Origin of the sequence: Pseudomonas sp. NPDC087690, assembly GCF_044743175.1 — a bacterium.
GTDB lineage: Bacteria > Pseudomonadota > Gammaproteobacteria > Pseudomonadales > Pseudomonadaceae > Aquipseudomonas.
The window spans coordinates 1-22,659 of sequence record NZ_JBIUVX010000035.1; the positions used below are offsets into that span (position 1 = coordinate 1).

Here is a 22,659-nt window from a genome sequence, read left to right on the forward strand (position 1 = left end):
GAGGCGCTGGAAACTGCACTGGCCACCAAACTGGCGCGTCCATGTGCAAGCCAGGAGTTGACCACCTACGGTTTCGTCGCGCCGTTCGGCAAAGGCGAAGATGCTCCATTGGTGCACGTCAGCGGTGACTTCCTGCTGATTTCCGCGCGTAAAGAAGAACGCATTCTGCCGGGCAGCGTCGTGCGTGACGCGGTCAAGGAAAAGGTCGAAGAGATCGAAGCCGAACAGATGCGCAAGGTCTACAAGAAGGAACGCGATCAGATCAAGGATGAAATCATCCAGGCGTTCCTGCCGCGCGCCTTTATCCGTCGCTCGTCGACCTTCGCCGCGATTGCGCCGAAACAGGGCCTGATCCTGGTCAACTCGGCCAGCCCGAAACGCGCCGAAGACCTGCTGTCGACCCTGCGTGAAGTGATCGGCACCCTGCCCGTCCGTCCGTTGACGGTAAAAATGGCACCGACAGCGGTCATGACCGATTGGGTCACCACGCAGAAAGCCGCCGACGACTTCTATGTACTGGACGAGTGCGAACTGCGCGATACCCACGAAGACGGCGGTATCGTGCGTTGCAAACGTCAGGATCTGACCAGCGAAGAAATCCAGCTGCACCTGAGCACTGGCAAAGTCGTGACCCAGCTGTCGTTGGCCTGGCAGGACAAGCTGTCGTTCATGCTCGACGACAAGATGACCGTCAAACGCCTGAAGTTCGAAGATCTGCTGCAGGATCAGGCGGAACAGGACGGCGGCGATGAAGCGCTGGGGCAACTGGATGCCAGCTTCACCCTGATGATGCTGACGTTTGGTGATTTCTTGCCGGCGCTGGTGGAAGCGTTGGGTGGTGAAGAGACTCCGCAGGGGATCTAACGCCTTGTGATATCCAAACTGTAGGAGTGAGCCTGCTCCGGGCGGCGATCCGACGATGAGGGACTGACATTCAACACCACTGTTGACTGAACAACCGCCATCGTCGGATCGCCGCCCGGAGCAGGCTCACTCCTACATTTGGTTTTATGGTGTTCATTTAATAATAAGGATCAAGCCATGCGCGCACTGGCTGCACTCAGCCGCTTTGTCGGCAATACCTTCGCTTACTGGGTTCTGATTTTCGCCGTCGTGGCGTTCCTGCAACCGGCATGGTTCCTCGGTCTCAAAAGCGCGATCGTGCCGCTGCTCGGCCTGGTGATGTTCGGCATGGGCCTGACCCTCAAACTCGACGACTTCGCTGCTGTTGCCCGCCACCCATGGCGCGTGGCACTGGGCGTGGTTGCACACTTCGTGATCATGCCCGGCGTGGCGTGGTTGCTCTGCCAGGCATTTCATTTGCCGCCAGAAATCGCCGTCGGCGTGATTCTTGTCGGCTGCTGCCCAAGCGGCACGTCGTCCAACGTGATGACCTGGCTGGCTCGCGGCGATCTGGCGTTGTCGGTCGCGATCGCTGCCGTCACCACCCTCCTCGCCCCACTGCTGACCCCGGCGTTGATCTGGCTGCTGGCCTCGGCATGGTTGCCGGTATCGTTCATGGAGTTGTTCTGGTCGATCCTGCAAGTGGTGTTGCTGCCGATCATCCTTGGTGTGGTGGCCCAGCGCCTGCTCGGCGACAAGGTTCGTCACGCCGTAGACGTGTTGCCGCTGGTGTCGGTGGTCAGCATCGTAATCATCGTCACTGCCGTGGTAGCCGCGAGTCAGGCGAAGATTGCCGAATCCGGTCTGTTGATCATGGCCGTGGTGATGCTGCACAACAGCTTCGGTTATCTGCTGGGTTACTTCACCGGGCGTCTGTTCAAGTTGCCACTGGCCCAGCGCAAGTCGCTGGCCCTGGAAGTCGGCATGCAGAACTCCGGCCTGGGTGCCGCGCTGGCCAGTGCGCACTTTTCGCCATTGGCGGCGGTGCCGAGTGCTTTGTTCAGTGTGTGGCACAACATTTCCGGGGCGCTGCTTTCGACCTACTTCCGACGCATGAGCGAGAAGGAAGATCGCGAGGCCTCGGTGCAACAAGCCGCCGACTGAGGCGAAACTTGATCCCCGGATTAATGCTGGTCAAACTATCGCGCAACGCGGGGACGACCCTGCGGCTCGATCGAGTCACTAATCTGGGGACGACCCCGTCAATCGATGGAGGTCTTTCATGTCCTGGATCATTCTGTTTTTCGCCGGCCTGTTCGAAGTCGGCTGGGCCGTTGGCCTGAAATACACCGACGGTTTCTCCCGCCCGCTACCTACCGCTCTGACTGTTGCGGCCATGGCCATCAGCCTTGGTTTGCTCGGCCTTGCGATGAAGGAATTGCCGCTGGGCACGGCTTACGCGATCTGGACCGGTGTCGGCGCCGTGGGCACGGTGATTGCCGGGATCATTCTGTTTGGCGAGTCGATGGCGTTGATTCGGCTGGCCAGTGTGGCGTTGATCATTACCGGGTTGATTGGCCTTAAGGTCAGCGCCTAGGCATCTACCGCAATCGCGAGCAGGCTCACTCCTACAGGGAAACGCATTTCAAATGCAGGAGTGAGCCTGCTCGCGATAAGGCCAACACAATCAGCGACTATCTAACGGCCCCGCGCAACTCCCCCACCAACACCTGCAACTTCGCCGGCTCCGCCGCATCTACGTCCACCGGCGAACCCGCCACCAACGTCACCCGCGACCACAACCGCCGAAACACACCTTTATTCGGATCGCGACTGAAGAAACTTCCCCACAGCCCTTGCAACGCCAGTGGAATCACCGGCACCGGCGTTTCTTCGAGAATCCGCGTCAACCCGCCCCGGAATTCATTCATCTCGCCGTCGGCGGTCAGCTTGCCTTCCGGAAAGATGCATACCAACTCACCGTCCTTCAGATATTGGGCAATCCGCGTGAAGGCCTTTTCGTAGATCTGAATGTCTTCCTGGCGACCGGCGATAGGAATGGTCCCCGCCGTGCGAAAGATAAAGTTCAGCACTGGCAGGTTGTAGATCTTGTAATACATGACAAAGCGAATCGGCCTACGCACTGCGCCACCAATCAGCAAGGCATCGACGAACGACACATGGTTGCACACCAGCAGTGCCGCGCCTTCGTCAGGAATCGCGTCAAGGTTGCGATGTTCGACGCGGTACATGGAATGGCTGAGCAGCCAGATCAAGAAACGCATGCTGAACTCGGGGACGATCTTGAAGATGTAGGCGTTAACGCCGATGTTGAGCAGCGACACCACCAGGAACAACTGCGGAATCGACAATTGCACCACGCTCAACAACACGATCGAAACAATCGCCGAGACCACCATGAACAGTGCGTTGAGAATGTTGTTGGCGGCGATCACCCGAGCCCGCTCGTTCTCGGCGGTGCGTGACTGGATCAGCGCGTACAGCGGCACAATATAGAAACCGCCAAAAATGCCGAGGCCGAGGATGTCGATCAGCACCGCCCAAGTGTGCACAAAGCCCAGCACCTCGATCCAGCTATGGCCGGTGACACTGTCGGGGATTCCACCGGAGTGCCACCACAGCAACAGCCCGAACACGGTCAGGCCGAACGAGCCGAACGGCACCAGACCGATCTCGACCTTGCGCCCGGAGAGCTTCTCGCAAAGCATCGAGCCCAGCGCGATACCGACCGAGAACACCGTGAGAATCAAGGTGACCACGGTCTCATCGCCGTGCATCCATTCCTTGGCATAGGCAGGGATCTGCGTCAGGTAAATCGCCCCGACAAACCAGAACCACGAGTTGCCGACAATCGAGCGCGACACCGCTGGGGTCTGGCCCAGACCGAGTTTCAACGTCGCCCAGGATTGACTGAAGATGTTCCAGTTCAGACGCATCTCTGGCGAAGAGGCCGCCGCGCGGGGAATGCTACGGCTGGCCAGATAACCCAATACGGCGATGCCGACGATGGCGCTCGACACCAACGGCGCGTAATGAGTCGAGGACATGATCACCCCGGCACCAATCGTCCCGGCGAGAATCGCCAGAAACGTGCCCATCTCCACCAGACCGTTGCCGCCGACCAACTCATCCTCACGCAGCGCCTGCGGCAGGATCGAATACTTCACCGGCCCGAACAGCGCCGAGTGCGTGCCCATGGCGAACAGCGCCACCAGCATCAGTGACAGATGATCGAACAGGAAACCGACGGATCCTACGGCCATGATCGCGATTTCCGCGAGTTTGATCAGACGGATCAGCGCGTCCTTGGCGAATTTTTCCCCGAACTGTCCGGCCAGTGCCGAGAACAGGAAAAACGGCAGGATAAACAACAGCGCGCACAGATTGACCCAGATCGAGCGATCACCTTCGATGGTCAATCGATAGAGAATGGCCAGGATCAGTGACTGTTTAAACACGTTGTCGTTAAACGCGCCCAGCGACTGGGTAATAAAGAACGGCAGGAAGCGCCGGGTGCGCAGCAGGTTGAACTGTGAGGGGTGACTCATCTTCCGTGTTTCCCTGATGTTTAAGGTAGAGAGGCCTGGGTACTGCTTATTGGATTCTCGAACCGCGATCCAGGCCACACCTTACCTAAACTTTTCAGGTTATTTCTTCAAACCTGCAATACATGGCGAGACAAACAGCTCACCACGCCACGCACCTTGCACGGTGCGTTTGCCGACAATCAGCCACATCACCGCCAGCAACATCACCAACAGCGTGCCGACGACGCTGAAAAACGTCAGGTTCAGAGTGCTCGCCAGTTTCAGGGTTGCCAGCGAATACACGCCCAACGGGAAGGTGAATCCCCACCAGCCGAGGTTGAACGGAATGCCGTCACGCAAGTAACGCACGGTGATCAGCAGCGCCATCAGCATCCACCACAGACCAAATCCCCACAGGGTGATCCCTGCAATAAGCCCAAGACCCGAGGCGATTTCACCGATGCCCGGCAGGCCATTCGCCGCGAAGATCGCAGGCGCATCTCCGCCGAGCAGCAACATGCCCAGCGCGCCGGTGCCGATCGGGCCGAGGGCCAGCCAGCTCGAAGCGGCCATGTTTTCGTGGGGCAGTTTATGCAGGGCCATGCGCAGCAGCAGGATCGTCAGAATGCTGAACGCTACCGGTAGGGAAAAGGCCCAGAGCACGTAGCTCGTCGTCAGCACCACCAGTTGCGAGTGGGCATCGGTGAGATGCGGCGCGAGTAAACCACCACTGGCCGCCGCCACTTCTGCTGCCACGACCGGCAGCAGCCAAACCGCAGTCATCTGGTCGATGCTGTGTTCCTGACGGGTAAACATCATGTACGGAATCAGCACGCCGCAAGCCAGCGACATGGCCACATCGATCCACCACAGCACTTCGGCGAGATGAATCACACCGTCGCCCCAACGCGGCAGACCAAACAACAGAAAGCCGTTGATGATCGTCGCCAGGCCCATGGGAATGGTGCCGAAGAACATTGATACCGTGGAGTGGCCGAAAATCCGCCGTGCTTCATCGAAGAACAAGATCCAGCGCGCAGCGTAGGCAGCGGTAAACAGGCTGAACAACAGAATGTTGAACAACCACAAACCTTCAGCGATAGCGTGCAGGCCAGGAATGGCCAAGGGCAGTTGCGCCAGCGCCAACGCCAGCACACCAGTACCCATGGTCGCGGCGAACCAGTTCGGGGTGAATTGGCGGATCACTTCACGCGGATGCTGAAGCTGGCTGAACGGCTTGATGCCGGGTTTGGCGCTGTTGGGGCAAATCATCATGAGCTCCTGTCCTCTGGTGAGGTTGAGTCCATGGTAGAACCGAATCGAATATCTATATAACGGGTAATATCTCTAACTGTTATCTGTTTTACCAATAAGCAATCAGACACTGCCCGCGGATTCGATGACCAAAATCCGCGCCACGCCTTGCGGGTGGGCGACATGCTCGGTGCCAACCGAGGCATGGAAAATGTCACCGACGTCGAGCTGCACCTGTTTTTCCTCGCCTTTTTCACGGTAATGCATCAGTACCTGGCCATCGAGCACCACGAACACTTCCTCGCCGTCGTTGACGTGCCATTGGTACGGCTGATCGGTCCAGTGCAGGCGCGTGGTGATGCCGTTCATGTTGGCGATGTCCAGCGCGCCCCAGGCGCGCTCGGCGGTAAAGGTTTTGCTGCGAATAATCTTCATGAGTCGATCCGTGAAAAGAAGGCTGGGCAAGGCTAACCGAAACCGCAGCGATTATGGAGCGCGGCACACTTTGGCCGGCGCAGGACGCAGGCTGAGCAACAACGCGCCGACGGCCAGCACGATCAAAATCGCTCCGTAACCATCGGTGGTCGCCAGCAGACCGTAGCTGCGCGACAAGTGCCCGGCGAGCAACGCCGGCAAGCAGAACGCCAGATAACTGAGCACGTAATACGCCGACATCAAACCCGCCCGTTCATGGGACAGCGCCAGCGGCACCAGGCTGCGCACAGCACCGAGAAACCCGGAACCGAAGCCGCACCCGGCCACCAACGTGCCGAGGAAAAACAGCGACAGACTGGCGCTGTGCACGCCGAGCAGAATCAGCACCAGCCCCATCGGCAACAAGCTTGCGCCCAGCTGCAATGCGCGTTTGGCGCTGCGATTGCGCAAGGTGAAGATCATCAGCGCGCCGGTCACTGTCAGTGCCGCTACCGTCGCGCCGCCGATCAGGTTGGACGTCGACCCAGTGGCAGTGCGCACCAGTGACGGCGCTAGCGAGGCATAGAAACCACCGAGCGCCCACGTTGCGGTATTCAATGGCAGAACTTTCCACAACGTTGAGCGCGCTTGAACCGGCACATGCAACGTTGGCCGTAAAGACGCCCAGGCGCCGGCCTGAGGCGAAGCGCTTTCGGGCAAGCGCCAGACATAAATGCCCTGCAACACAAACAAACCGAGCAACAGCCAATAGGTCAATTGCAGTGGTGCCGGGGCAAATTCGGCGAGCAACCCGCAACCCATGCCACCCAGCGCCATCCCCAGCAGCGGCGCGACGCTATTGATCAACGGGCCTTGCTGGTGATCGGTGTCGAGCAACGTAGCACTCAATACCGCCGTCGCCATACCGGTGGCAAAACCTTGCAGGACGCGAGCACTGATCAGCCACGTTACGCTATCGGCGTAGATGAACAGCAACATCGCCAGCGCATTCAACAGCACGGCGGTGAAGATCACCGGTTTGCGTCCGAGGTGATCGGACAGTGAGCCCACGGTCAATAGAGCCGCCAACAGACTGAGCGCGTAGACGCCGAAGATCAGCGTCAGCACCGCTGCCGAGAAATGCAGCTGATCCTGATACAGGTGATACAGCGGCGTCGGCGCCGTGGACGCGGCGAGAAAACTGAGTAAGGTGATCGCCAGAAACCACAGGCTGGATCGATGGGAAGCAAGGCTGGTCATGGGCACACTCCGCAAAAGCTAATTTTTTGCTTTTGCGGAGTGTGCTACTGCCTCACGCTTAAAGCAAATTCTTTGTGTTAAGGTCTGCCGCATGGCTATTAAAGAAGGTTTACGCCCCGGCGGTCGCAGTGCCCGGGTGCAAGAGTCGATTCACTCGGCAGTCCGCGCACTGCTGCAGGAACAGGAGCGCTCGACGGTGACCGTGCCGCAAATTGCCGCGCGCGCCGGAGTGACGCCGTCGACGATTTATCGGCGCTGGGGCGATCTCGCAGCGTTGCTGGCAGATGTCGCCCTCGCCCGCATGCGTCCGGACAGCGAACCGGCTGAAACCGGCAGTCTGCGCAGCGATATCCGCGCCTGGGCCGAGCAGTATCTCGACGAGATGAGTTCCGAACCCGGCCGCAACATGATGCGTGACGTGCAGGCGAGCGCGACGCCGGGGTATTGCGTGACGATCATTGGCGCGCAGTTGCAGACGATCATTGCGCGGCACCCCGATGAGACGGCGCCGAGTGTTGATCGGTTGATCAATCTGGTGGTGGCGCCGGTGGTGTTCCGGATCCTGTTTTCGGCGGCGGCGCTTGAGGTTGAAGAGTTGCATCGTCTGATCGATATTGCGCTGCGTCAGGACTGACATCGATATTCATGTAGGAGCTGCGGCACGCTGCGATCTTTTGATTTTGATTTTGAAAGATCAAAAGACCGCAGCCTCGTTTCACTCGACAGCTCCTACAGGGTTCGATGCCTGGCAATGTCATCGCACAACGCCTCCATTCAAACCTGCGACACCCCGCCACGCCACGACCTTGGTCGACACTGACTAACCGCCTCGCGCGTGCGAGACTGTCCGCCCGGGCAGGAGTGCCGGGGAGTCTTCTGTCGGGAGTGTTGCATGTCGTTGTCCACCGGGCTGATCGCCGCCGTCGCCCTGGCCTATATGGCCATCATGTTCGCCATCGCCTTCTACGGCGACCGTCGCAGCACGCCGTTGCCGCCGCGCATGCGTGCTTGGGTGTACAGCCTGTCACTGGCGGTTTACTGCACCAGTTGGACGTTCTTCGGTGCGGTCGGCCAGGCAGCAGAACAACTGTGGTCATTCCTGCCGATTTACCTCGGGCCGATCCTGCTGCTGGTGGGGGCGCCGTGGGTCCTGCAAAAAATGGTGATGATCAGCAAACAGGAGAACATCACCTCCATCGCCGACTTCATCGCCGCGCGCTACGGTAAATCGCAATCGCTGGCGGTGGTGGTCGCGCTGATCTGTCTGGTCGGCGTTCTGCCCTACATCGCCCTGCAACTCAAAGGCATCGTCCTCGGTGTGAACCTGTTGATTGGCGCCGGCGCCGACGCCATGGGTACCCGCGCCCAGGACACCGCGCTGATCGTATCGCTGGTGCTGGCGCTGTTCACCATCGTCTTCGGTACACGCAACCTCGATGCCACCGAACACCACCGCGGCATGGTGCTCGCGATTGCCTTCGAATCGCTGGTCAAGCTGTTTGCCTTTCTTGCCGTCGGCGCCTTCGTCACCTATGGCCTGTATGACGGTTTCGACGACCTGTTCAATCAAGCGATGCTCGCGCCGCGCCTTGAGGAATACTGGAAAGAAACCATCAATTGGCCATCAATGGTGGTGCAGACTGGCGTGGCGATGATGGCGATCATCTGCCTGCCACGGCAATTCCACGTCACCGTGGTGGAAAACATCGATCCACAGGATCTGCGTCTGGCCAAATGGGTGTTCCCGGCTTACCTGGCCTTGGCCGCGCTGTTTGTAGTGCCGATCGCTCTGGCCGGTCAGATGATGCTGCCGAGCGACGTCTTGCCCGACTCTTTCGTCATCAGCCTGCCCTTGGCGCAGGCCCATCCAGCGCTGGCGTTGCTGGCGTTTATCGGCGGCGCTTCGGCGGCGACCGGCATGGTGATTGTCGCCAGCGTGGCGTTGTCGACCATGGTTTCCAACGACATGCTGTTGCCGTGGCTGCTGCGGCGCAACAACGCCGAGCGCCCGTTCGAAGTGTTCCGCCAGTGGATGTTGTCGGTGCGCCGGGTGAGCATCGTGGTGATCCTGCTGCTGGCATATGTCAGCTACCGTTTGCTCGGCTCCACCGCCAGCCTCGCCACCATCGGCCAGATCGCTTTTGCTGCCGTGACTCAACTGGCACCGGCCATGCTCGGCGCCCTGTACTGGAAGCAGGCCAACCGCCGTGGCGTTTTCGCAGGTTTGGCCGCGGGCACATTCCTGTGGTTTTACACACTGATTCTGCCGATCGCCGCGCACAGCCTTGGCTGGTCGCTGAGCAGTTTCCCGGGGCTGGCGTGGTTGCACAGCAATCCGCTGAATCTGCCGATCACCCCGCTGACCCAAGGCGTGGTGCTGTCGCTGGCGGGTAATTTCACGCTGTTTGCGTGGGTCTCGGTGCTGTCCCGTACGCGGGTGTCAGAGCATTGGCAGGCCGGGCGTTTCATTGGTCAGGAGATCAGCGCGCGGCCCAGTGCACGCTCGATGCTGGCGGTGCAGATCGACGATTTGCTGCAACTGGCCGCGCGCTTTGTCGGTGAAGAGCGTGCGCGCCAGAGCTTCATCCGCTTTGCCTATCGTCAAGGCAAGGGCTTCAATCCGAACCAGAATGCCGACGGCGAATGGATCGCTCACACCGAGCGCTTGCTGGCCGGTGTACTTGGCGCCTCTTCTACGCGCGCTGTAGTAAAAGCCGCCATCGAAGGTCGGGAAATGCAACTGGAGGACGTCGTCCGGATCGCTGACGAAGCATCGGAGGTGCTGCAATTCAACCGCGCCTTGTTGCAAGGCGCGATCGAGAACATCACCCAAGGCATCAGCGTGGTCGACCAGTCGCTGAAACTGGTGGCGTGGAACCGGCGTTATCTGGAGCTGTTCAATTATCCCGACGGTCTGATCAGCGTCGGGCGGCCGATTGCCGACATCATTCGCTACAACGCCGAGCGCGGTTTGTGTGGCCCAGGCGAAGCGGAGGTACACGTTGCCCGCCGCCTGCACTGGATGCGCCAGGGCCGCGCGCACACCTCGGAACGGCTGTTTCCCAACGGCCGGGTGATCGAGTTGATCGGCAACCCGATGCCGGGCGGTGGTTTTGTCATGAGTTTCACCGATATCACCGCGTTCCGCGAGGCTGAGCAGGCGCTGACCGAGGCCAACGAGGGCCTCGAGCAACGCGTCAGCGAACGCACGCAAGAGTTGTCGCAACTCAACGTCGCGCTGACCGAAGCCAAAGGTACCGCCGAGGCGGCAAACCAATCGAAAACCCGCTTCCTCGCGGCGGTCAGTCATGACTTGATGCAGCCGCTGAACGCTGCACGGCTGTTCTCCGCCGCCCTCTCCCATCAGGACGATGGCTTGAGTAGCGAAGCGCAGAAACTGGTGCAACACCTCGACAGTTCGCTGCGTTCGGCCGAGGACTTGATCAGCGATCTGCTCGACATCTCGCGGCTGGAAAACGGCAAGATCAACCCGGACCGCAAGCCTTTTGCACTCAATGAGTTGTTCGACATTCTCGGCGCCGAATTCAAGGCGCTGGCGCAAGAACAAGGCTTGAGCTTTCGCGTGCGCAGCAGCCATTTGCGCATCGACAGCGACAGCAAATTGTTGCGACGGATTTTGCAGAACTTCCTGACGAACGCCTTCCGCTACGCCAAAGGTCCGGTGCTGCTGGGCGTGCGTCGCTGCGGGGAAGAATTGTCGCTGGAAGTGTGGGATCGCGGACCGGGTATTCCGGAAGACAAGCTGCAGGTAATTTTCGAAGAGTTCAAACGTCTCGACAGTCATCAGACCCGTGCCGAAAAAGGTCTGGGGCTTGGATTGGCGATTGCCGACGGTTTGTGTCGCGTGCTCGGCCATACGCTACGTGTGCGTTCGTGGCCAGGACGCGGCAGTGTATTCAGCGTCAGCGTGCCATTGGCACCGACGCAATCCGTACCGTCGAGCATTTCTGTCGAGTTGAATGGCACATTGCACAGCGGCGCACGGGTGCTGTGCATCGACAATGAAGACAGCATTCTGATCGGTATGCACAGCTTGTTGAGTCGTTGGGGATGCCAGGTGTGGACGGCGCGCAATCGCGAGGAGTGCGCGGCATTGCTGAGCGAAGGCGTGCGCCCGCAACTGGCACTGGTCGACTATCACCTGGATCACGGCGACACCGGCACTGACTTGATGGCCTGGTTGCGCACCACGTTGGGCGAGCCGGTACCGGGTGTGGTGATCAGTGCGGACGGCCGGCCGGAGACGGTCGCGCAGGTGCATGCGGCGGGGCTGGATTATCTGCCGAAACCGGTGAAACCGGCGGCGTTGCGGGCGTTATTGAGTCGGTATTTGCCGCTATAGGTGGTGACTTTACTGACGCCTTCGCGAGCAGGCTCGCTCCCACAGTTTGAATGCATTCCAATGTGGGAGCGAGCCTGCTCCGGGCGGCGATCTGACGAAGCTTTTAGAGTCACTCGGGAAGCTCGACGAGACCATCGACATCGGTCATCGCCCGTTCCAGCAAATCCGCCGGCAAGCTCTTGCTCGCCCGCGCGCCGAGCAGTTTGAGCTGCTCGCTGCGACTGACCAGATTGCCGCGTCCCTCGGTCAGCTTGTTGCGCGCTGAGCTGTAGGCCTTGTCCAGTTGCTGCAGACGATTGCCGACCTCATCCAGATCCTGGATGAACAGCACGAACTTGTCGTACAGCCACCCGGCACGTTCGGCGATTTCCCTGGCGTTCTGGCTCTGGCGCTCCTGTTTCCACAGGCTGTCGATGACCCGCAATGTCGCCAGCAACGTGGTGGGACTGACGATGACAATGTTGCGGTCGAAGGCTTCCTGAAACAGCGTCGGCTCAGCCTGCAAAGCGGCGGAGAATGCCGCTTCGATCGGCACGAACAGCAAGACGAAATCGAGGCTGTGCAGGCCTTCCAGACGCTTGTAGTCCTTGCCGGCCAAACCTTTGACATGAGTGCGCAAGGACAGCACGTGCTGCTTGATCGCGATCTGTCCGAGGGTGTCGTCATCAGCGGCGACGTACTGTTGATACGCGGTGAGGCTGACCTTGGAGTCGACCACGACCTGCTTGTCGCCCGGCAGATAAATGATCACATCCGGCTGGAAGCGCTCGCCATCCGGGCCCTTGAGATTGACCTGCGTCTGGTACTCGCGGCCCTTTTCCAGACCGGCGTGTTCGAGCACGCGCTCAAGAATCAACTCGCCCCAGTTGCCTTGGGTTTTCTGGCCTTTGAGTGCGCGTGTAAGATTGGTTGCTTCGTCGCTCAGACGCAGGTTGAGCGCTTGCAGGCGCTCCAATTCCTTGGCCAGCGAGAAACGCTCACGGGCTTCGGCCTGATAGCTTTCTTCCACACGTTTTTCGAAGGACTGGATGCGTTCTTTCAAAGGATCGAGCAATTGCCCGAGACGCTGCTGACTGGTCTCGGCAAAACGCTGTTCGCGCTCATCGAAAATCTTTCCGGCCAGCTCGGCGAACTGCGCGCGCAATTCATCGCGTGAGCCTTGCAGGTCGTTGAGGCGTTGTTGATGGCTTTCCTGCTGTTCGCGCAATTCGGCGTTCAACGAAGCGGCCTGAGCGTCGAGGCGGCGCAACTCGGCTTCTTTGTTGGCGCGCTCAAGGTTCCAGGCATGGGAGGCGTCACGAGCATCGTCGCGTTCGATCTGCAGCAGTTCTACTTCCCGACGCAGGGCCGCCAGATCCGCCTGTTTCGCGGCGTTGGCCTGACCGAGGTCGGCGACTTCATCGCGACTGGCATCCAGTTGCGCGTTGAGCCCGTCCTGCGCCAGTTGCGCCATGGCCAGCCGCTCTTCGAGCAACGCCACGTCTGCCTGAGCGTTACTCGCCCGGCGTTGCAGTTGCCAGGCCAACGCCAGCAGCGGCAAGCCTGCCCCTGCGAGACCGAGCAATATGCTGGTCAAGTCCATAGCCATAGCGACTCCTGCCGATCCGATAAAGCCTGAAGGTTAACCAAGGCGCCAGAGCTTGGACAGCTCAGTCGTCGATGAGACCGAGTTCCTGTTGCGCACGCCGGTCACCCGCGCGAGCTGCCGAACGCAGCAAGTCCTGGCCGATACGACGGTCGCGGGCATTGCCGCATTCACGGCACATCAGTTGTCCGAGACGGCTTTGTGCCGCCACTACGCCTTCGCGCGCCGGCTGCTTGAGCAGGCGGCCGGCCAAATGCTTGGCGTTGTGGCTGTCACTCAGGCGCGGACTGTCGAGCAGCCATTCGGCAACACGCACGGAAAAGCGCTTGGGCGAGGTAACAGGAAGGGGTTGTGAGGTAACAGAGTCTGATACTGAGCGAAACTTCATAAAGCACTGTGGGACAGATCGGAAGGCGCGCCACTCTACTCTCTTTTTCCTACAGGTAAAGTCGAAAGACAACCCGGCACGCCCGTCCTAGAGCAAGCGCTCGGGACAATCCACAGAAGCTGTGGATAACTCAGTGGACAACCGCGTTGCAACCCTCGCAAAGCCTTGTGGAATGGGGCTCGCAGTTAAACTGACGATTTTTTCACCAACTCAGAAAAGCCTTTTTTTTCATTGACTTAAACTTTTGATGCAGGCAGCCATCAGGGTCAGGATTAAAATGACAGCGTCGTTACAGTGCGCGCAACTAATGTGCACAAGTAGCTGTTACCCGGTTATATCGATGCGCCTTTTCGGGTCATTCAGGCACTCAAGCTGGTGATAAAGCGCTCAGGCGAGGCCTCTGACAGGTTGCTTCACAGCGACCAACGGTCGAGAAGTGAGCCAATCAGGGGCAGTGCTGCGTATCCAAAAGCAGAAAGGCTCCGCGCATGCAATGTTTTTTCACTTCGGGTTTGCATTGCTCAAGCCTATCCGTTAGTATCCGCAGCGTTAGTACCAAGCTGAAAGTCAATTCCGGTCGAACACATCCCCACGGTCAACCTTCTTCCAAGAAGCCTTTACCGAAAAAAGCGGGAACGACCCCTCGATGGTTTCCAGGTAAATCTTGCGACGACACTGCCTTTGAATGATGCAAAGGGTGTTGCCAAGGCCATTTACTCTGACCGAACCAACCTGCAAATTGATCAGGATCTTCACCCCGGGCCCAGAACCTTTGCCCTCGATGTGTTGCCTGCCCTCCTAAGTACCTACCTGCCAGCCCAAGCGCGCCAACTTATCAGCGCTTCAAACTGGCTGCTTTGTTCCAGTCGGGTTCTTCGTTCGACCAATGGTGGTCGACGTTACTGGAACGTTTTAACGTTGCACGGTTCTTATCCGTGTCATTTGTAGGAACACCTAATAACTATGTCTACTCAAATCCATACTCAGGATGCCATTCGCACCCTAACCAATGCTTTTGCTCCAATGAACTGCCTGATCATGGCCGCTCGCAAAGGCTGCTTCAGCTTCACTCTGGTCAACGAGCACGGTATCGCCCGCCACAGCGAGCGTCTGTACCCTGATCAATACTCCAGCGCTGAACCGCTGCAGGCCGTGATCGACCGTACCCGTCAGGCACTGGTTGCCTGAAAGCCGAAAAGGCTGCAAAAGCAAAAGCCCCGCACAAAATGCGGGGCTTTTTATTGCCCGATGTTTCACTTTTAGCGCAAACCGCCTAAGCACCTTCAGATATAACGGTTATAACTCGAAGGCGGAAATATTTTAAAAACAGACCTTTACGCTGCGAATATGACACTACACTTCAACTCAAGCGGCGTGATCCGCTTGTGGCGAGCCTGAACCGATCCACCGCTGCCAAGGCCCCTTCAGGACTCGCCCCTCATTACAAGAATCGAGGGCTTTATGGGTATCGCTGCCAGCGAACTGTGCCGCTACGTGATTCGCCCCACACTGATCTACCTGGGACGTCACTGTGCAACCGCCGAATCCCTGTTGCTGGGCATCGCCGCCAGTCAGTCCGCCCTCGGCTCCGCCCTGCATGACCGCCGCGGCTACGGGCTTTACCGCATTGCCGAGCACCGCCACCAGGCACTCTGGGATGACTATCTGGCACTCGATCCGGAACGCGCCAGCCTCGTTCGCGGCCTGGCCAGCCAGCATGCTTTTCTCAGTGGCCCGCACCTCGAACTGACCGTCAATCTGCGCTATGCCACTGCCATCGCCTGGCTGCTGGTCGAAGAACAAAACCCCACCCTCCCCGACCCGGCCGATTTGCTCGGCATGGCGCGCATCTGGCGCCAGACCTTTCAACCCCAAGGTCGCCTGCGCGATTTCACTTGCGCCTGGCAAACCTGTGTTTCACCGCTGAATCAGGTCGCCTGCTGACTGCCCAGTTTCGGAAGATCTTGCAACAGGTCGCGAATCTGGTCGGATTGTCCTACAAAACCGCTCTAAATCAAGGCATACGGACTATGGCGCTGGGACGAAAATGTTGGTAATTTTCGCCCCGGTGATCACCAGGAGTTCTAATAATGAAAAAAGTCATGCTCAAAACCACCCTTAGCCTCGCCGTTACCCTCGCCTCCACTCAAATTTTCGCGGCCGGCTTTGCCCTCAACGAACAAAGCATCAGTGGGATGGGGACTGGTTTTGCCGGGCGATCTTCTTCTGCCGACGACGCAAGCACTGTTTATGGCAACCCTGCTGGCATGTCGCGCATCAAGCGCGAACAGGTTACCGGTGGCGTAGCCGTTGTCGATGCTCACACCGATATCAGCAATGCCAGTTCCAGCCCCAACGGCGGCAGCAACAAAGGCGACATGGTGCCCTTCACCGCTGTACCTATGGGCTTCTATGTCAAACCAATCGATGAGCATTGGGCATTCGGCCTCGGTGTTTATGTGCCGTTCGGTCTGATCACTGATTACGAAAACGGCTTTGCCGGCCGTTACTTCGGCAGCAAGTCCGAAGTGCAAGTCATCACTTTCCAACCGACCGTCAGCTACGCCTTCAACGACAAAGTGTCGATCGGTTTCGGTCCAACCATCAACCGCATTGACGGTGCGCTGGAATCCAACCTGTCGATCACTCAAGCCCTGCCGGACGGCAAGGTCAAGATCAAGGGTGACGACACCGCGCTGGGCTACAACGTCGGCCTGCTGGTACAAGCCACCGACAGCACGCGCGTCGGTCTGACTTACCACTCGAAAGTCGACTACAAGCTCGAAGGCAACACCAAGGTCAATTACGGCGCACTGGCCGCAGTCGGTCTGGGCGCCAACCAGAAGTACGACGCTTCGCTGAAGATCACCACACCTGAATCGGTCGACCTCTCGGTTACCCAGGCGATCAACGATCGCTGGAACGTGTATGCCGGTACCACCTGGACCCGTTGGAGCCAGCTGGAAAAAATCACCGTGAAAAACTCTGGCGTTCAGCCGCTGCTGGCCGGCCAGTTCGGTTCGATCAACGAAGACCAGAACTGGCACGACTCCTGGGCTTACGCCGTGGGCACCTCGTACCAGTTGAACAAGGAATGGGTACTGCGTACCGGTCTGACGTTCGACCAGTCGCCGACCAACAACGAAGACCGTTCGCCACGCATTCCGACTGGTGACCGCACCATCTTCAGTATCGGTGCCGGCTGGAGCCCGACCGACGACCTGACCATCGACGTCGCTTACTCGTACCTGAAGGAAGAGTCGGTGAAGATCCGCAACGAAAACAATCGTGGCCAGACCTACGACGCCAAGTATGAAAACTCGGCAAACGGTTTCGGTGTCGGCGCGACCTACCGCTTCTGATGCTGCATGGCGAGGCTGCCCCCTCGCCGACAAAAGCCCCGCTCTCTTTGCAGAGGCGGGGCTTTTTTATGCCTGAAGTTTGTGCGACCTGTAGGAGCTGTCGAGTGCAACGAGGCTGCGATCTTTTGATCTGTTTTTTAAAGTCAAAAGATCGCAGCGTGCCGCAGCTCCTACAGATCAGGGCTTCAAGGGTTTCGAGGCGATGGCCTTCTCGATCGCAGCAATGAATTCCGGATCATCAGGCTTGGTCAGGCTGGAGAAGTTGGCGATCACCTTGCCCTGACGATCGACCACATACTTGTAGAAATTCCACTTCGGCGCGCTGCTCTGTGCCGCCAGCACTTGAAACAGATGTGTCGCGTCATCACCACGAACCTTCTGCGGCTCGGTCATGGCGAACGTCACGCCGTAATTGGCGTAACAGACCTTGGCGGTCTCGGCGCTGTCCTTGGACTCCTGCTTGAAGTCATTGGAAGGCACGCCGAGCATTTCCAGCCCTTGACCTTCGTAGCGCTTATGCAGCGCCTCAAGGCCTTCGAACTGCGGCGCGAAACCGCAGAAGCTCGCGGTATTGACCACCACCAACGGCTTGTCGGCGTACTGCTTGCACAAATCGATGGATTCCTTGGCTCGCAACTTCGGCAGCGAGCCTTGCAGCAATTCTGGACAGTCAGCGGCCTGGGCCAGGCCAGTCAACGCCATCAGCAACGCGGGAACAGCACACCAGCGCATCAGCATGTCGAGCATCCTTGAGCAGTCATCAGCCTTCGACGTTACTCGCCATGCCCGCTTCTAGCAAATGCTCATGCCCAATTGCATCAAGGCCAGGCCGCCCTGCTGCCAGCCCCACCACACCAGCGCCAGCAGTGCGGCGCCGAGTGCGCTGATGACCATGCGCGGCCAGAATCGACTCATGCGGCGCTCGCAGCGGTTTGCAGGCGGGCGACCGGACGCTCGCGCACCGGCCAGTTCAACGCAGCCGCCAACACACTCAGAAGGATCGCCACCTGCCAGATCAAGTCATAACTCCCGGTACGGTCATACACCACCCCGCCCAGCCAGCCGCCGAGGAACGAACCGAGCTGATGGAACAGGAACACGATACCGCCGAGCATGGACAGATTGCGCACACCAAACAAGGTCGCCACCGTACCGTTGGTCAACGGCACCGTCGACAGCCACAAAAAGCCCATGGCCATGCCGAACAGATAAGCCGACGTGGTGGTCACCGGCAGCCACAGGAACAGCACGATCACCACTGCACGCAGCAGATACAAACCGGTTAGCAGGCGCGGTTTCGACATGCGCCCGCCGAGCCAGCCAGCGGTGTAAGTGCCGAAGATGTTGAACAGGCCGATCAGCGCCAGCACTGTAGTGCCGACGCTGGCCGGCAAGTGCTGATCGACCAGATAGGCCGGCAGATGCACACCGATGAACACCACTTGAAAACCACAGACAAAAAAGCCGAACGCCAGCAACCAGAACCCCGAATGCGAGCAGGCTTCGCGCAGCGCCTCGGACAGGGTTTGTTCATGACCGAGCACCGGCAGCGGTTTGTCCTTGAGCATGCTCACCAGCGGCACGATCAGCGCCACCAGCAGGCCCAACACCAGCAACGCCGCCGACCAGCCGAGCCAGCCGATCAGCCCGAGCGTGCCCGGCAACATCGCGAACTGACCGAATGAGCCGGCAGCGCTGGCAATGCCCATGCCCATGCTGCGTTTCTCCGGCGGCACGGCACGGCCGACCACGCCGAGAATTACCGAGAACGACGTGCCGGACAGGCCGATACCGATCAGCAGACCGGCGCTCAGCGACAGCGTCACCGCCGAGTCCGATAAACCCATGCACACCAGACCCAAGGCATACAGCACGCCGCCGATCAGCACGACTTTTGCCGCGCCGAAACGGTCGGCCAGCGCGCCGGTAAACGGTTGCGCCAGGCCCCAGATCAGGTTCTGCAGTGCAATGGCGAACGCGAAGACCTCACGTCCCCAGCCGAACTGCGCACTCATCGGCGACAGAAACAGACCGAAGCCATGCCGCACACCCAAAGACAACGCAAGAATCAGCGCACTGCCGACCAACACCCAACCGCACGTACGCCACATCGATGTCATTGTTGTTCTCCGCTTGCGGGTATATACCCGCTTGAGTTTGGAAAAAACCGGCCTCAGGCCAGTTCATCCAGCAATCTGAGCAAGGTTTCACGCTTCTCGGCGCCCAAACGGTCGATCAACCGCTGCTGCGCCGCTTCCCAGGCTGGCAGTGCTGCTGCCAGGCGCTGCACGCCGGTCTCGGTGAGCTTGACGATGCGGTTACGCATGTCTTCGCCCTCGGCCAGCGTCACCAGTCCTTCACCTTCAAGAACGCGCAGATTGCGTCCGAGAGTGCTGCGATCCAGGCCCATGGCTTCGGCCAGTTCCGAGATGCTCGGTTGATCCAGACGCTGCAGGTTGCACAGCAAAGAATACTGGGCAACGTTGATCCCGAAGCCGTCGAGAGCGCCGTCGTAATGCCTGCTGACGCCACGAGCGGCGCGACGCAGGTTGGTGCACAAACACTGAGAAGGAAGCATGATGCGTGTATATACCCGCGACTGTGTTAAATCAAGTTACAGATGAGTTTACCCTGAACATTTGTGGTGCCTGAAAGATTGCTATCGCGAGCAGGCTCACTCCTACAGTTGACCGCGCTCCCCTGTAGGAGTGAGCCTGCTCGCGATGGGGCCGGCTTGAACGATAAAAATCTGTCAGACCAGCGCCAACCCCACCAACACCCCCATCTCCAGCAATTCCAGCAACGCCCCCGCCGTATCACCGGTCGTCCCGCCCAGCCGCCGCATCATCACCCGCCGCAGCCAGACAAACACTGCGAGCGAAATCACCAGCGCCACAAACGCGTGAAACCCGGCAATCACCAAGCAACCCAGCGCACTCGCCCCAAGCACCTGCCAGCCAGCCCTGCGCGGCAAATGATCCGCCAACGCCTGCCCCAACCCGCCCGCGCGCACATACGGCGTGGTCAGAAACAATCCCAGCAACGCTGCCCTTCCAAGCACTGGCACGACAATCAATACCAAACCATGCCCCTGCTCGATCAACGCCAGCAGCGCCGCGAACTTGAGCAGCAACACCAACACCAGCGCCACCACCGCAATCGGCCCGCTGCGCGGATCTTTCATGATCGTCAGCGTGCGCTCGCGATCACCAAAACCGCCGAGCCAGGCATCGGCGCTGTCGGCCAGGCCATCGAGGTGCAACGCGCCGCTGAGCAACACCCACACCGTCAACAGTAATGCGCTATGCAACAACAACGGCGCGCCGGCCAGCGCCAGATTCAGCGCCCAGAGAATCACGCCGAACAGCAAGCCAACCAGCGGATAAAACAGCAGCGAACGCCCTAACTGTTCCGGCTCAGGCATGCCCGGCAAACGAACCGGCAAACTGCTGAGAAATTGCAGAGCGATCCACAGCGGCAACATGTCAGTGACCTTCCTTGAGCGAACCGTCGGCCGCGACCGTCAGCGCAAACAACGCACCGTGAGCGACCTCGACATTGAGCAGTTGTTCACGCGGCAACCCCCGCGCCTGCGCCAGCAACAAACGCATCACACCGCCATGACTGACCAGTAAAACCCGTTCGCCAGCATAGGTGCTGTGTAGCCGCGCAACAGCGCTCAGGACGCGCGAGGAAAAGTCACTGACTGGCTCACCCTGCGGCGGAGTAAACGAATACGGGTCAGCCCAGAACAACCCCAAGGCCTCGGCATCCGTCTCCATCAACGCCGCCGCGCTCTGCCCTTCCCACGCGCCGAAGTGCAGCTCTTGCAGATCCTTGTCCAGATGCACTGACAGGTTCAGTTGCTCACCCAGTTCTGCGGCAAACCGCGCGCAACGTTGCAACGGCGAACTGACGATCCGATCCCACGGCCCGCCCTCGACCACGGCTGCACGCATTTGCGTCCAGCCCTGTTCGGTCAGCGCATCGTCGAGGCTGCCGCGCAAACCACCGCCGAGCTCAGTCTCACCGTGACGCAGCAGATCCAGGCGCAAGGTCATGCCGGGCGATCCGCTACCGCTGCTTCGGCGAACGTCGCCATCTGCCCGTGCAGGTCGCAGGCCAGACGCAACAGCGGCACCGCCAACGCCGCGCCGCTGCCCTCGCCCAGACGCAGACCGAGTTCCAGCAATGGCTCGGCCTGCAGGGTTTCCAGCACATGGCGATGCCCCGGCTCGGCACCACGGTGACCGAACAACAGCCACTCGCGACAGGCCGGATTCAAACGCACCGCGACCAGCGCGGCGACGGTGCAGATAAAGCCGTCGACCAACACCGCAATACCTTCTTGAGCCGCCGCCAGATAGGCACCGACCAGCGCGGCGATTTCAAAACCACCCAGATTGAACAGAGTCTGCAAGACATCGCCACGCTGTGCGGCATGCAACGCCAGCGCGCGCTCGATCACTTGCGCTTTATGGCTGACGCCTTCGGCATTCAACCCGGTGCCGGGACCGGTCAGGTGTACCACCGGGCAGTCGAGCAAGGCGCAGGCCAAGGCACTCGCTGCCGTGGTGTTGCCAATGCCCATTTCGCCGCCGATGAACAACTGCGCGCCCGCCGCTTTCGCTCGCAGCAGACTGTCGCGACCGGCCTGCAACGCCAGTTCGCCCTGAGCCTGGGTCATTGCCGCACCCTGAGCGAAGTTCGCCGTGCCCGCGCCGATGTTCAAGTGGCGCACACCCGGCAGGTTCAGCGCGGGATTCACCGTGCCCAGATCGACCACTTCCAACTGCGCGCCGAGCTGACGCGCCAGCACGCTGATCGCCGCCCCACCGCTGACGAAGTTGAGCAGCATCTGCCCGGTGACTTCCTGCGGGAACGCCGAAACGCCTTCCGCGACCACGCCGTGATCGCCGGCAAAAATCGCGATCCAGACCTCTTTCAGTGTCGGTTTGACCTGGCCTTGCAGACCGGCCAGTTGCACCGCGACCGATTCCAGTCGACCGAGCGAACCGGCCGGTTTGGTCAATTGCTGCTGCCGTGCCGTCGCTTGTTCAACGACGTTGAGATCGACCGGTTTGCACGGATTCAGCCACCAGGTTTGGGTCATAACGCAGGTCCTTTCAAAGTCAGGGGCAGGCCGGCGACCGTCAGGACAACACGCTGACAGCGCTCAGCCAGAGCTTGATGCAGCCAACCGGCTTCATCGACGTAGCGGCGAGTCAATTCGCCCAGCGGCACGACACCCATTCCGGTCTCGTTGCTGACAAAAATGATTTCTCCTGGCAGCGAGGCCAGACATTCGAGCAGGGCTTCACGCTCGGCGGCGAGACGCTCGGCATCGTCGAGCATCAGCAGATTGGTCAGCCACAGGGTCAGGCAATCGACCAGCAGGCAACGCTCGGCGCTGGCGCTTTCGCGCAGGACGCGGGACAGTTCGAGAGGTTCTTCGATAAGCGCCCAATCGGCCGGGCGACGCGCGCGATGATGGGCAACGCGATCGCTCATCTCGCCATCGAGCGGCTGGCTGGTGGCGATGTAGGTGACCGATAGATTGCTGTCGGTGGCGAGTTTTTCCGCGAGGCGGCTTTTGCCGGAGCGGGCGCCGCCGAGGATCAGTTGGAGCATGGGGTCATCCT

The 22,659-nt window shown here is 59.7% G+C and carries 22 protein-coding genes; 8 read left to right on the forward strand and 14 right to left on the reverse strand.

Annotated elements, in window-relative coordinates; all coding sequences use genetic code 11:
• The 3 genes from rdgC to sugE form a co-directional block, all read left to right on the forward strand.
• Positions 1-864, forward strand: an 864-nt coding sequence (gene rdgC, locus ACIPIZ_RS23500; RefSeq protein ID WP_401167732.1) for a recombination-associated protein RdgC, incomplete at its 5' end; no start/stop codon positions are given.
• A gap of 177 nt (positions 865-1,041) precedes the next feature.
• A complete protein-coding gene (locus ACIPIZ_RS23505) occupies positions 1,042-2,007 on the forward strand; it encodes a bile acid:sodium symporter family protein (protein WP_236431360.1) in 966 nt (321 codons plus the stop codon).
• 118 nt (positions 2,008-2,125) lie between these two features.
• Complete coding sequence (gene sugE / locus ACIPIZ_RS23510; protein ID WP_008077894.1) at positions 2,126-2,440, forward strand: quaternary ammonium compound efflux SMR transporter SugE; 315 nt, start codon at positions 2,126-2,128, stop codon at positions 2,438-2,440.
• A gap of 97 nt (positions 2,441-2,537) precedes the next feature.
• Here the strand turns inward: sugE and ACIPIZ_RS23515 are convergent, their stop codons facing one another.
• The 4 genes from ACIPIZ_RS23515 to ACIPIZ_RS23530 all read right to left on the reverse strand — a co-directional run bounded on the left by ACIPIZ_RS23515 (position 2,538) and on the right by ACIPIZ_RS23530 (position 7,319).
• Positions 2,538-4,412 carry an MFS transporter gene (locus tag ACIPIZ_RS23515; RefSeq protein WP_105709308.1) on the reverse strand — a complete coding sequence of 625 codons (1,875 nt, stop codon included), beginning with the start codon at positions 4,410-4,412 and terminating at the stop codon, positions 2,538-2,540.
• A 99-nt stretch (positions 4,413-4,511) separates the two neighbouring features.
• Positions 4,512-5,663, reverse strand: coding sequence for a TDT family transporter (locus ACIPIZ_RS23520; RefSeq protein WP_105709307.1), 1,152 nt, complete (start codon positions 5,661-5,663; stop codon positions 4,512-4,514).
• Between the two features lie 105 nt (positions 5,664-5,768).
• A complete protein-coding gene (locus tag ACIPIZ_RS23525) occupies positions 5,769-6,080 on the reverse strand; it encodes a cupin (protein ID WP_401167738.1) in 312 nt (103 codons plus the stop codon).
• Positions 6,081-6,131: 51 nt separating this feature from the next.
• Positions 6,132-7,319, reverse strand: coding sequence for an MFS transporter (locus ACIPIZ_RS23530; protein WP_401167741.1), 1,188 nt, complete (start codon positions 7,317-7,319; stop codon positions 6,132-6,134).
• 91 nt (positions 7,320-7,410) lie between these two features.
• Between ACIPIZ_RS23530 and ACIPIZ_RS23535 the strand changes: the two genes are divergently transcribed.
• Both ACIPIZ_RS23535 and ACIPIZ_RS23540 read left to right on the forward strand, forming a co-directional pair.
• Positions 7,411-7,953: a TetR/AcrR family transcriptional regulator gene (locus ACIPIZ_RS23535; RefSeq protein WP_105709304.1), complete on the forward strand. Its 543-nt coding sequence runs from the start codon at positions 7,411-7,413 to the stop codon at positions 7,951-7,953.
• Between the two features lie 258 nt (positions 7,954-8,211).
• The gene (locus ACIPIZ_RS23540; RefSeq protein WP_064390922.1) at positions 8,212-11,682 is read left to right on the forward strand and encodes a PAS domain-containing hybrid sensor histidine kinase/response regulator; all 3,471 of its coding nucleotides are present in this window, start codon (positions 8,212-8,214) and stop codon (positions 11,680-11,682) included.
• Between the two features lie 109 nt (positions 11,683-11,791).
• Here ACIPIZ_RS23540 and rmuC read toward each other — a convergent pair whose 3' ends face one another.
• Complete coding sequence (gene rmuC, locus ACIPIZ_RS23545) at positions 11,792-13,156, reverse strand: DNA recombination protein RmuC (protein ID WP_163024092.1); 1,365 nt, start codon at positions 13,154-13,156, stop codon at positions 11,792-11,794.
• Between the two features lie 175 nt (positions 13,157-13,331).
• Positions 13,332-13,655, reverse strand: coding sequence for a hypothetical protein (locus tag ACIPIZ_RS23550; RefSeq protein WP_082355461.1), 324 nt, complete (start codon positions 13,653-13,655; stop codon positions 13,332-13,334).
• A gap of 963 nt (positions 13,656-14,618) precedes the next feature.
• On the opposite strand from ACIPIZ_RS23550, the gene ACIPIZ_RS23555 reads away from it, so the two are divergent.
• From ACIPIZ_RS23555 to ACIPIZ_RS23565, 3 genes are all read left to right on the forward strand, one after another.
• The gene (locus ACIPIZ_RS23555; protein WP_003214941.1) at positions 14,619-14,843 is read left to right on the forward strand and encodes a hypothetical protein; all 225 of its coding nucleotides are present in this window, start codon (positions 14,619-14,621) and stop codon (positions 14,841-14,843) included.
• Positions 14,844-15,116: 273 nt separating this feature from the next.
• Positions 15,117-15,599 (forward strand): hypothetical protein, encoded by a 483-nt coding sequence (locus tag ACIPIZ_RS23560; protein WP_105709302.1) that lies wholly within the window; start codon positions 15,117-15,119, stop codon positions 15,597-15,599.
• A gap of 146 nt (positions 15,600-15,745) precedes the next feature.
• The gene (locus ACIPIZ_RS23565; RefSeq protein WP_105709301.1) at positions 15,746-17,017 is read left to right on the forward strand and encodes an OmpP1/FadL family transporter; all 1,272 of its coding nucleotides are present in this window, start codon (positions 15,746-15,748) and stop codon (positions 17,015-17,017) included.
• 177 nt (positions 17,018-17,194) lie between these two features.
• Here ACIPIZ_RS23565 and ACIPIZ_RS23570 read toward each other — a convergent pair whose 3' ends face one another.
• From ACIPIZ_RS23570 to cobU, 8 genes are all read right to left on the reverse strand, one after another.
• Positions 17,195-17,755 (reverse strand): glutathione peroxidase, encoded by a 561-nt coding sequence (locus ACIPIZ_RS23570; RefSeq protein ID WP_007919788.1) that lies wholly within the window; start codon positions 17,753-17,755, stop codon positions 17,195-17,197.
• A gap of 54 nt (positions 17,756-17,809) precedes the next feature.
• Positions 17,810-17,932 carry a hypothetical protein gene (locus ACIPIZ_RS23575; protein WP_256585511.1) on the reverse strand — a complete coding sequence of 41 codons (123 nt, stop codon included), beginning with the start codon at positions 17,930-17,932 and terminating at the stop codon, positions 17,810-17,812.
• Positions 17,929-19,137: an MFS transporter gene (locus ACIPIZ_RS23580; protein WP_064390928.1), complete on the reverse strand. Its 1,209-nt coding sequence runs from the start codon at positions 19,135-19,137 to the stop codon at positions 17,929-17,931. The genes ACIPIZ_RS23575 and ACIPIZ_RS23580 overlap by 4 nt, the downstream gene beginning before the upstream one ends.
• Before the next feature lie 53 nt (positions 19,138-19,190).
• Positions 19,191-19,595: a MarR family winged helix-turn-helix transcriptional regulator gene (locus ACIPIZ_RS23585; RefSeq protein ID WP_064390929.1), complete on the reverse strand. Its 405-nt coding sequence runs from the start codon at positions 19,593-19,595 to the stop codon at positions 19,191-19,193.
• Positions 19,596-19,769: 174 nt separating this feature from the next.
• On the reverse strand, positions 19,770-20,501 hold the full coding sequence (locus ACIPIZ_RS23590) for an adenosylcobinamide-GDP ribazoletransferase (protein ID WP_253485192.1): 732 nt from the start codon (positions 20,499-20,501) through the stop codon (positions 19,770-19,772).
• Between the two features lies 1 nt (position 20,502).
• Positions 20,503-21,078, reverse strand: coding sequence for an alpha-ribazole phosphatase family protein (gene cobC, locus ACIPIZ_RS23595; protein ID WP_401167751.1), 576 nt, complete (start codon positions 21,076-21,078; stop codon positions 20,503-20,505).
• Positions 21,075-22,130, reverse strand: a complete 1,056-nt coding sequence (gene cobT / locus ACIPIZ_RS23600) for a nicotinate-nucleotide--dimethylbenzimidazole phosphoribosyltransferase (RefSeq protein ID WP_122662608.1) — start codon at positions 22,128-22,130, stop codon at positions 21,075-21,077. The genes cobC and cobT overlap by 4 nt, the downstream gene beginning before the upstream one ends.
• Positions 22,127-22,648: a bifunctional adenosylcobinamide kinase/adenosylcobinamide-phosphate guanylyltransferase gene (cobU, locus tag ACIPIZ_RS23605; protein WP_253485195.1), complete on the reverse strand. Its 522-nt coding sequence runs from the start codon at positions 22,646-22,648 to the stop codon at positions 22,127-22,129. Before cobU ends, cobT begins: the two co-directional genes overlap by 4 nt.
• Positions 22,649-22,659 lie beyond the last annotated feature (11 nt).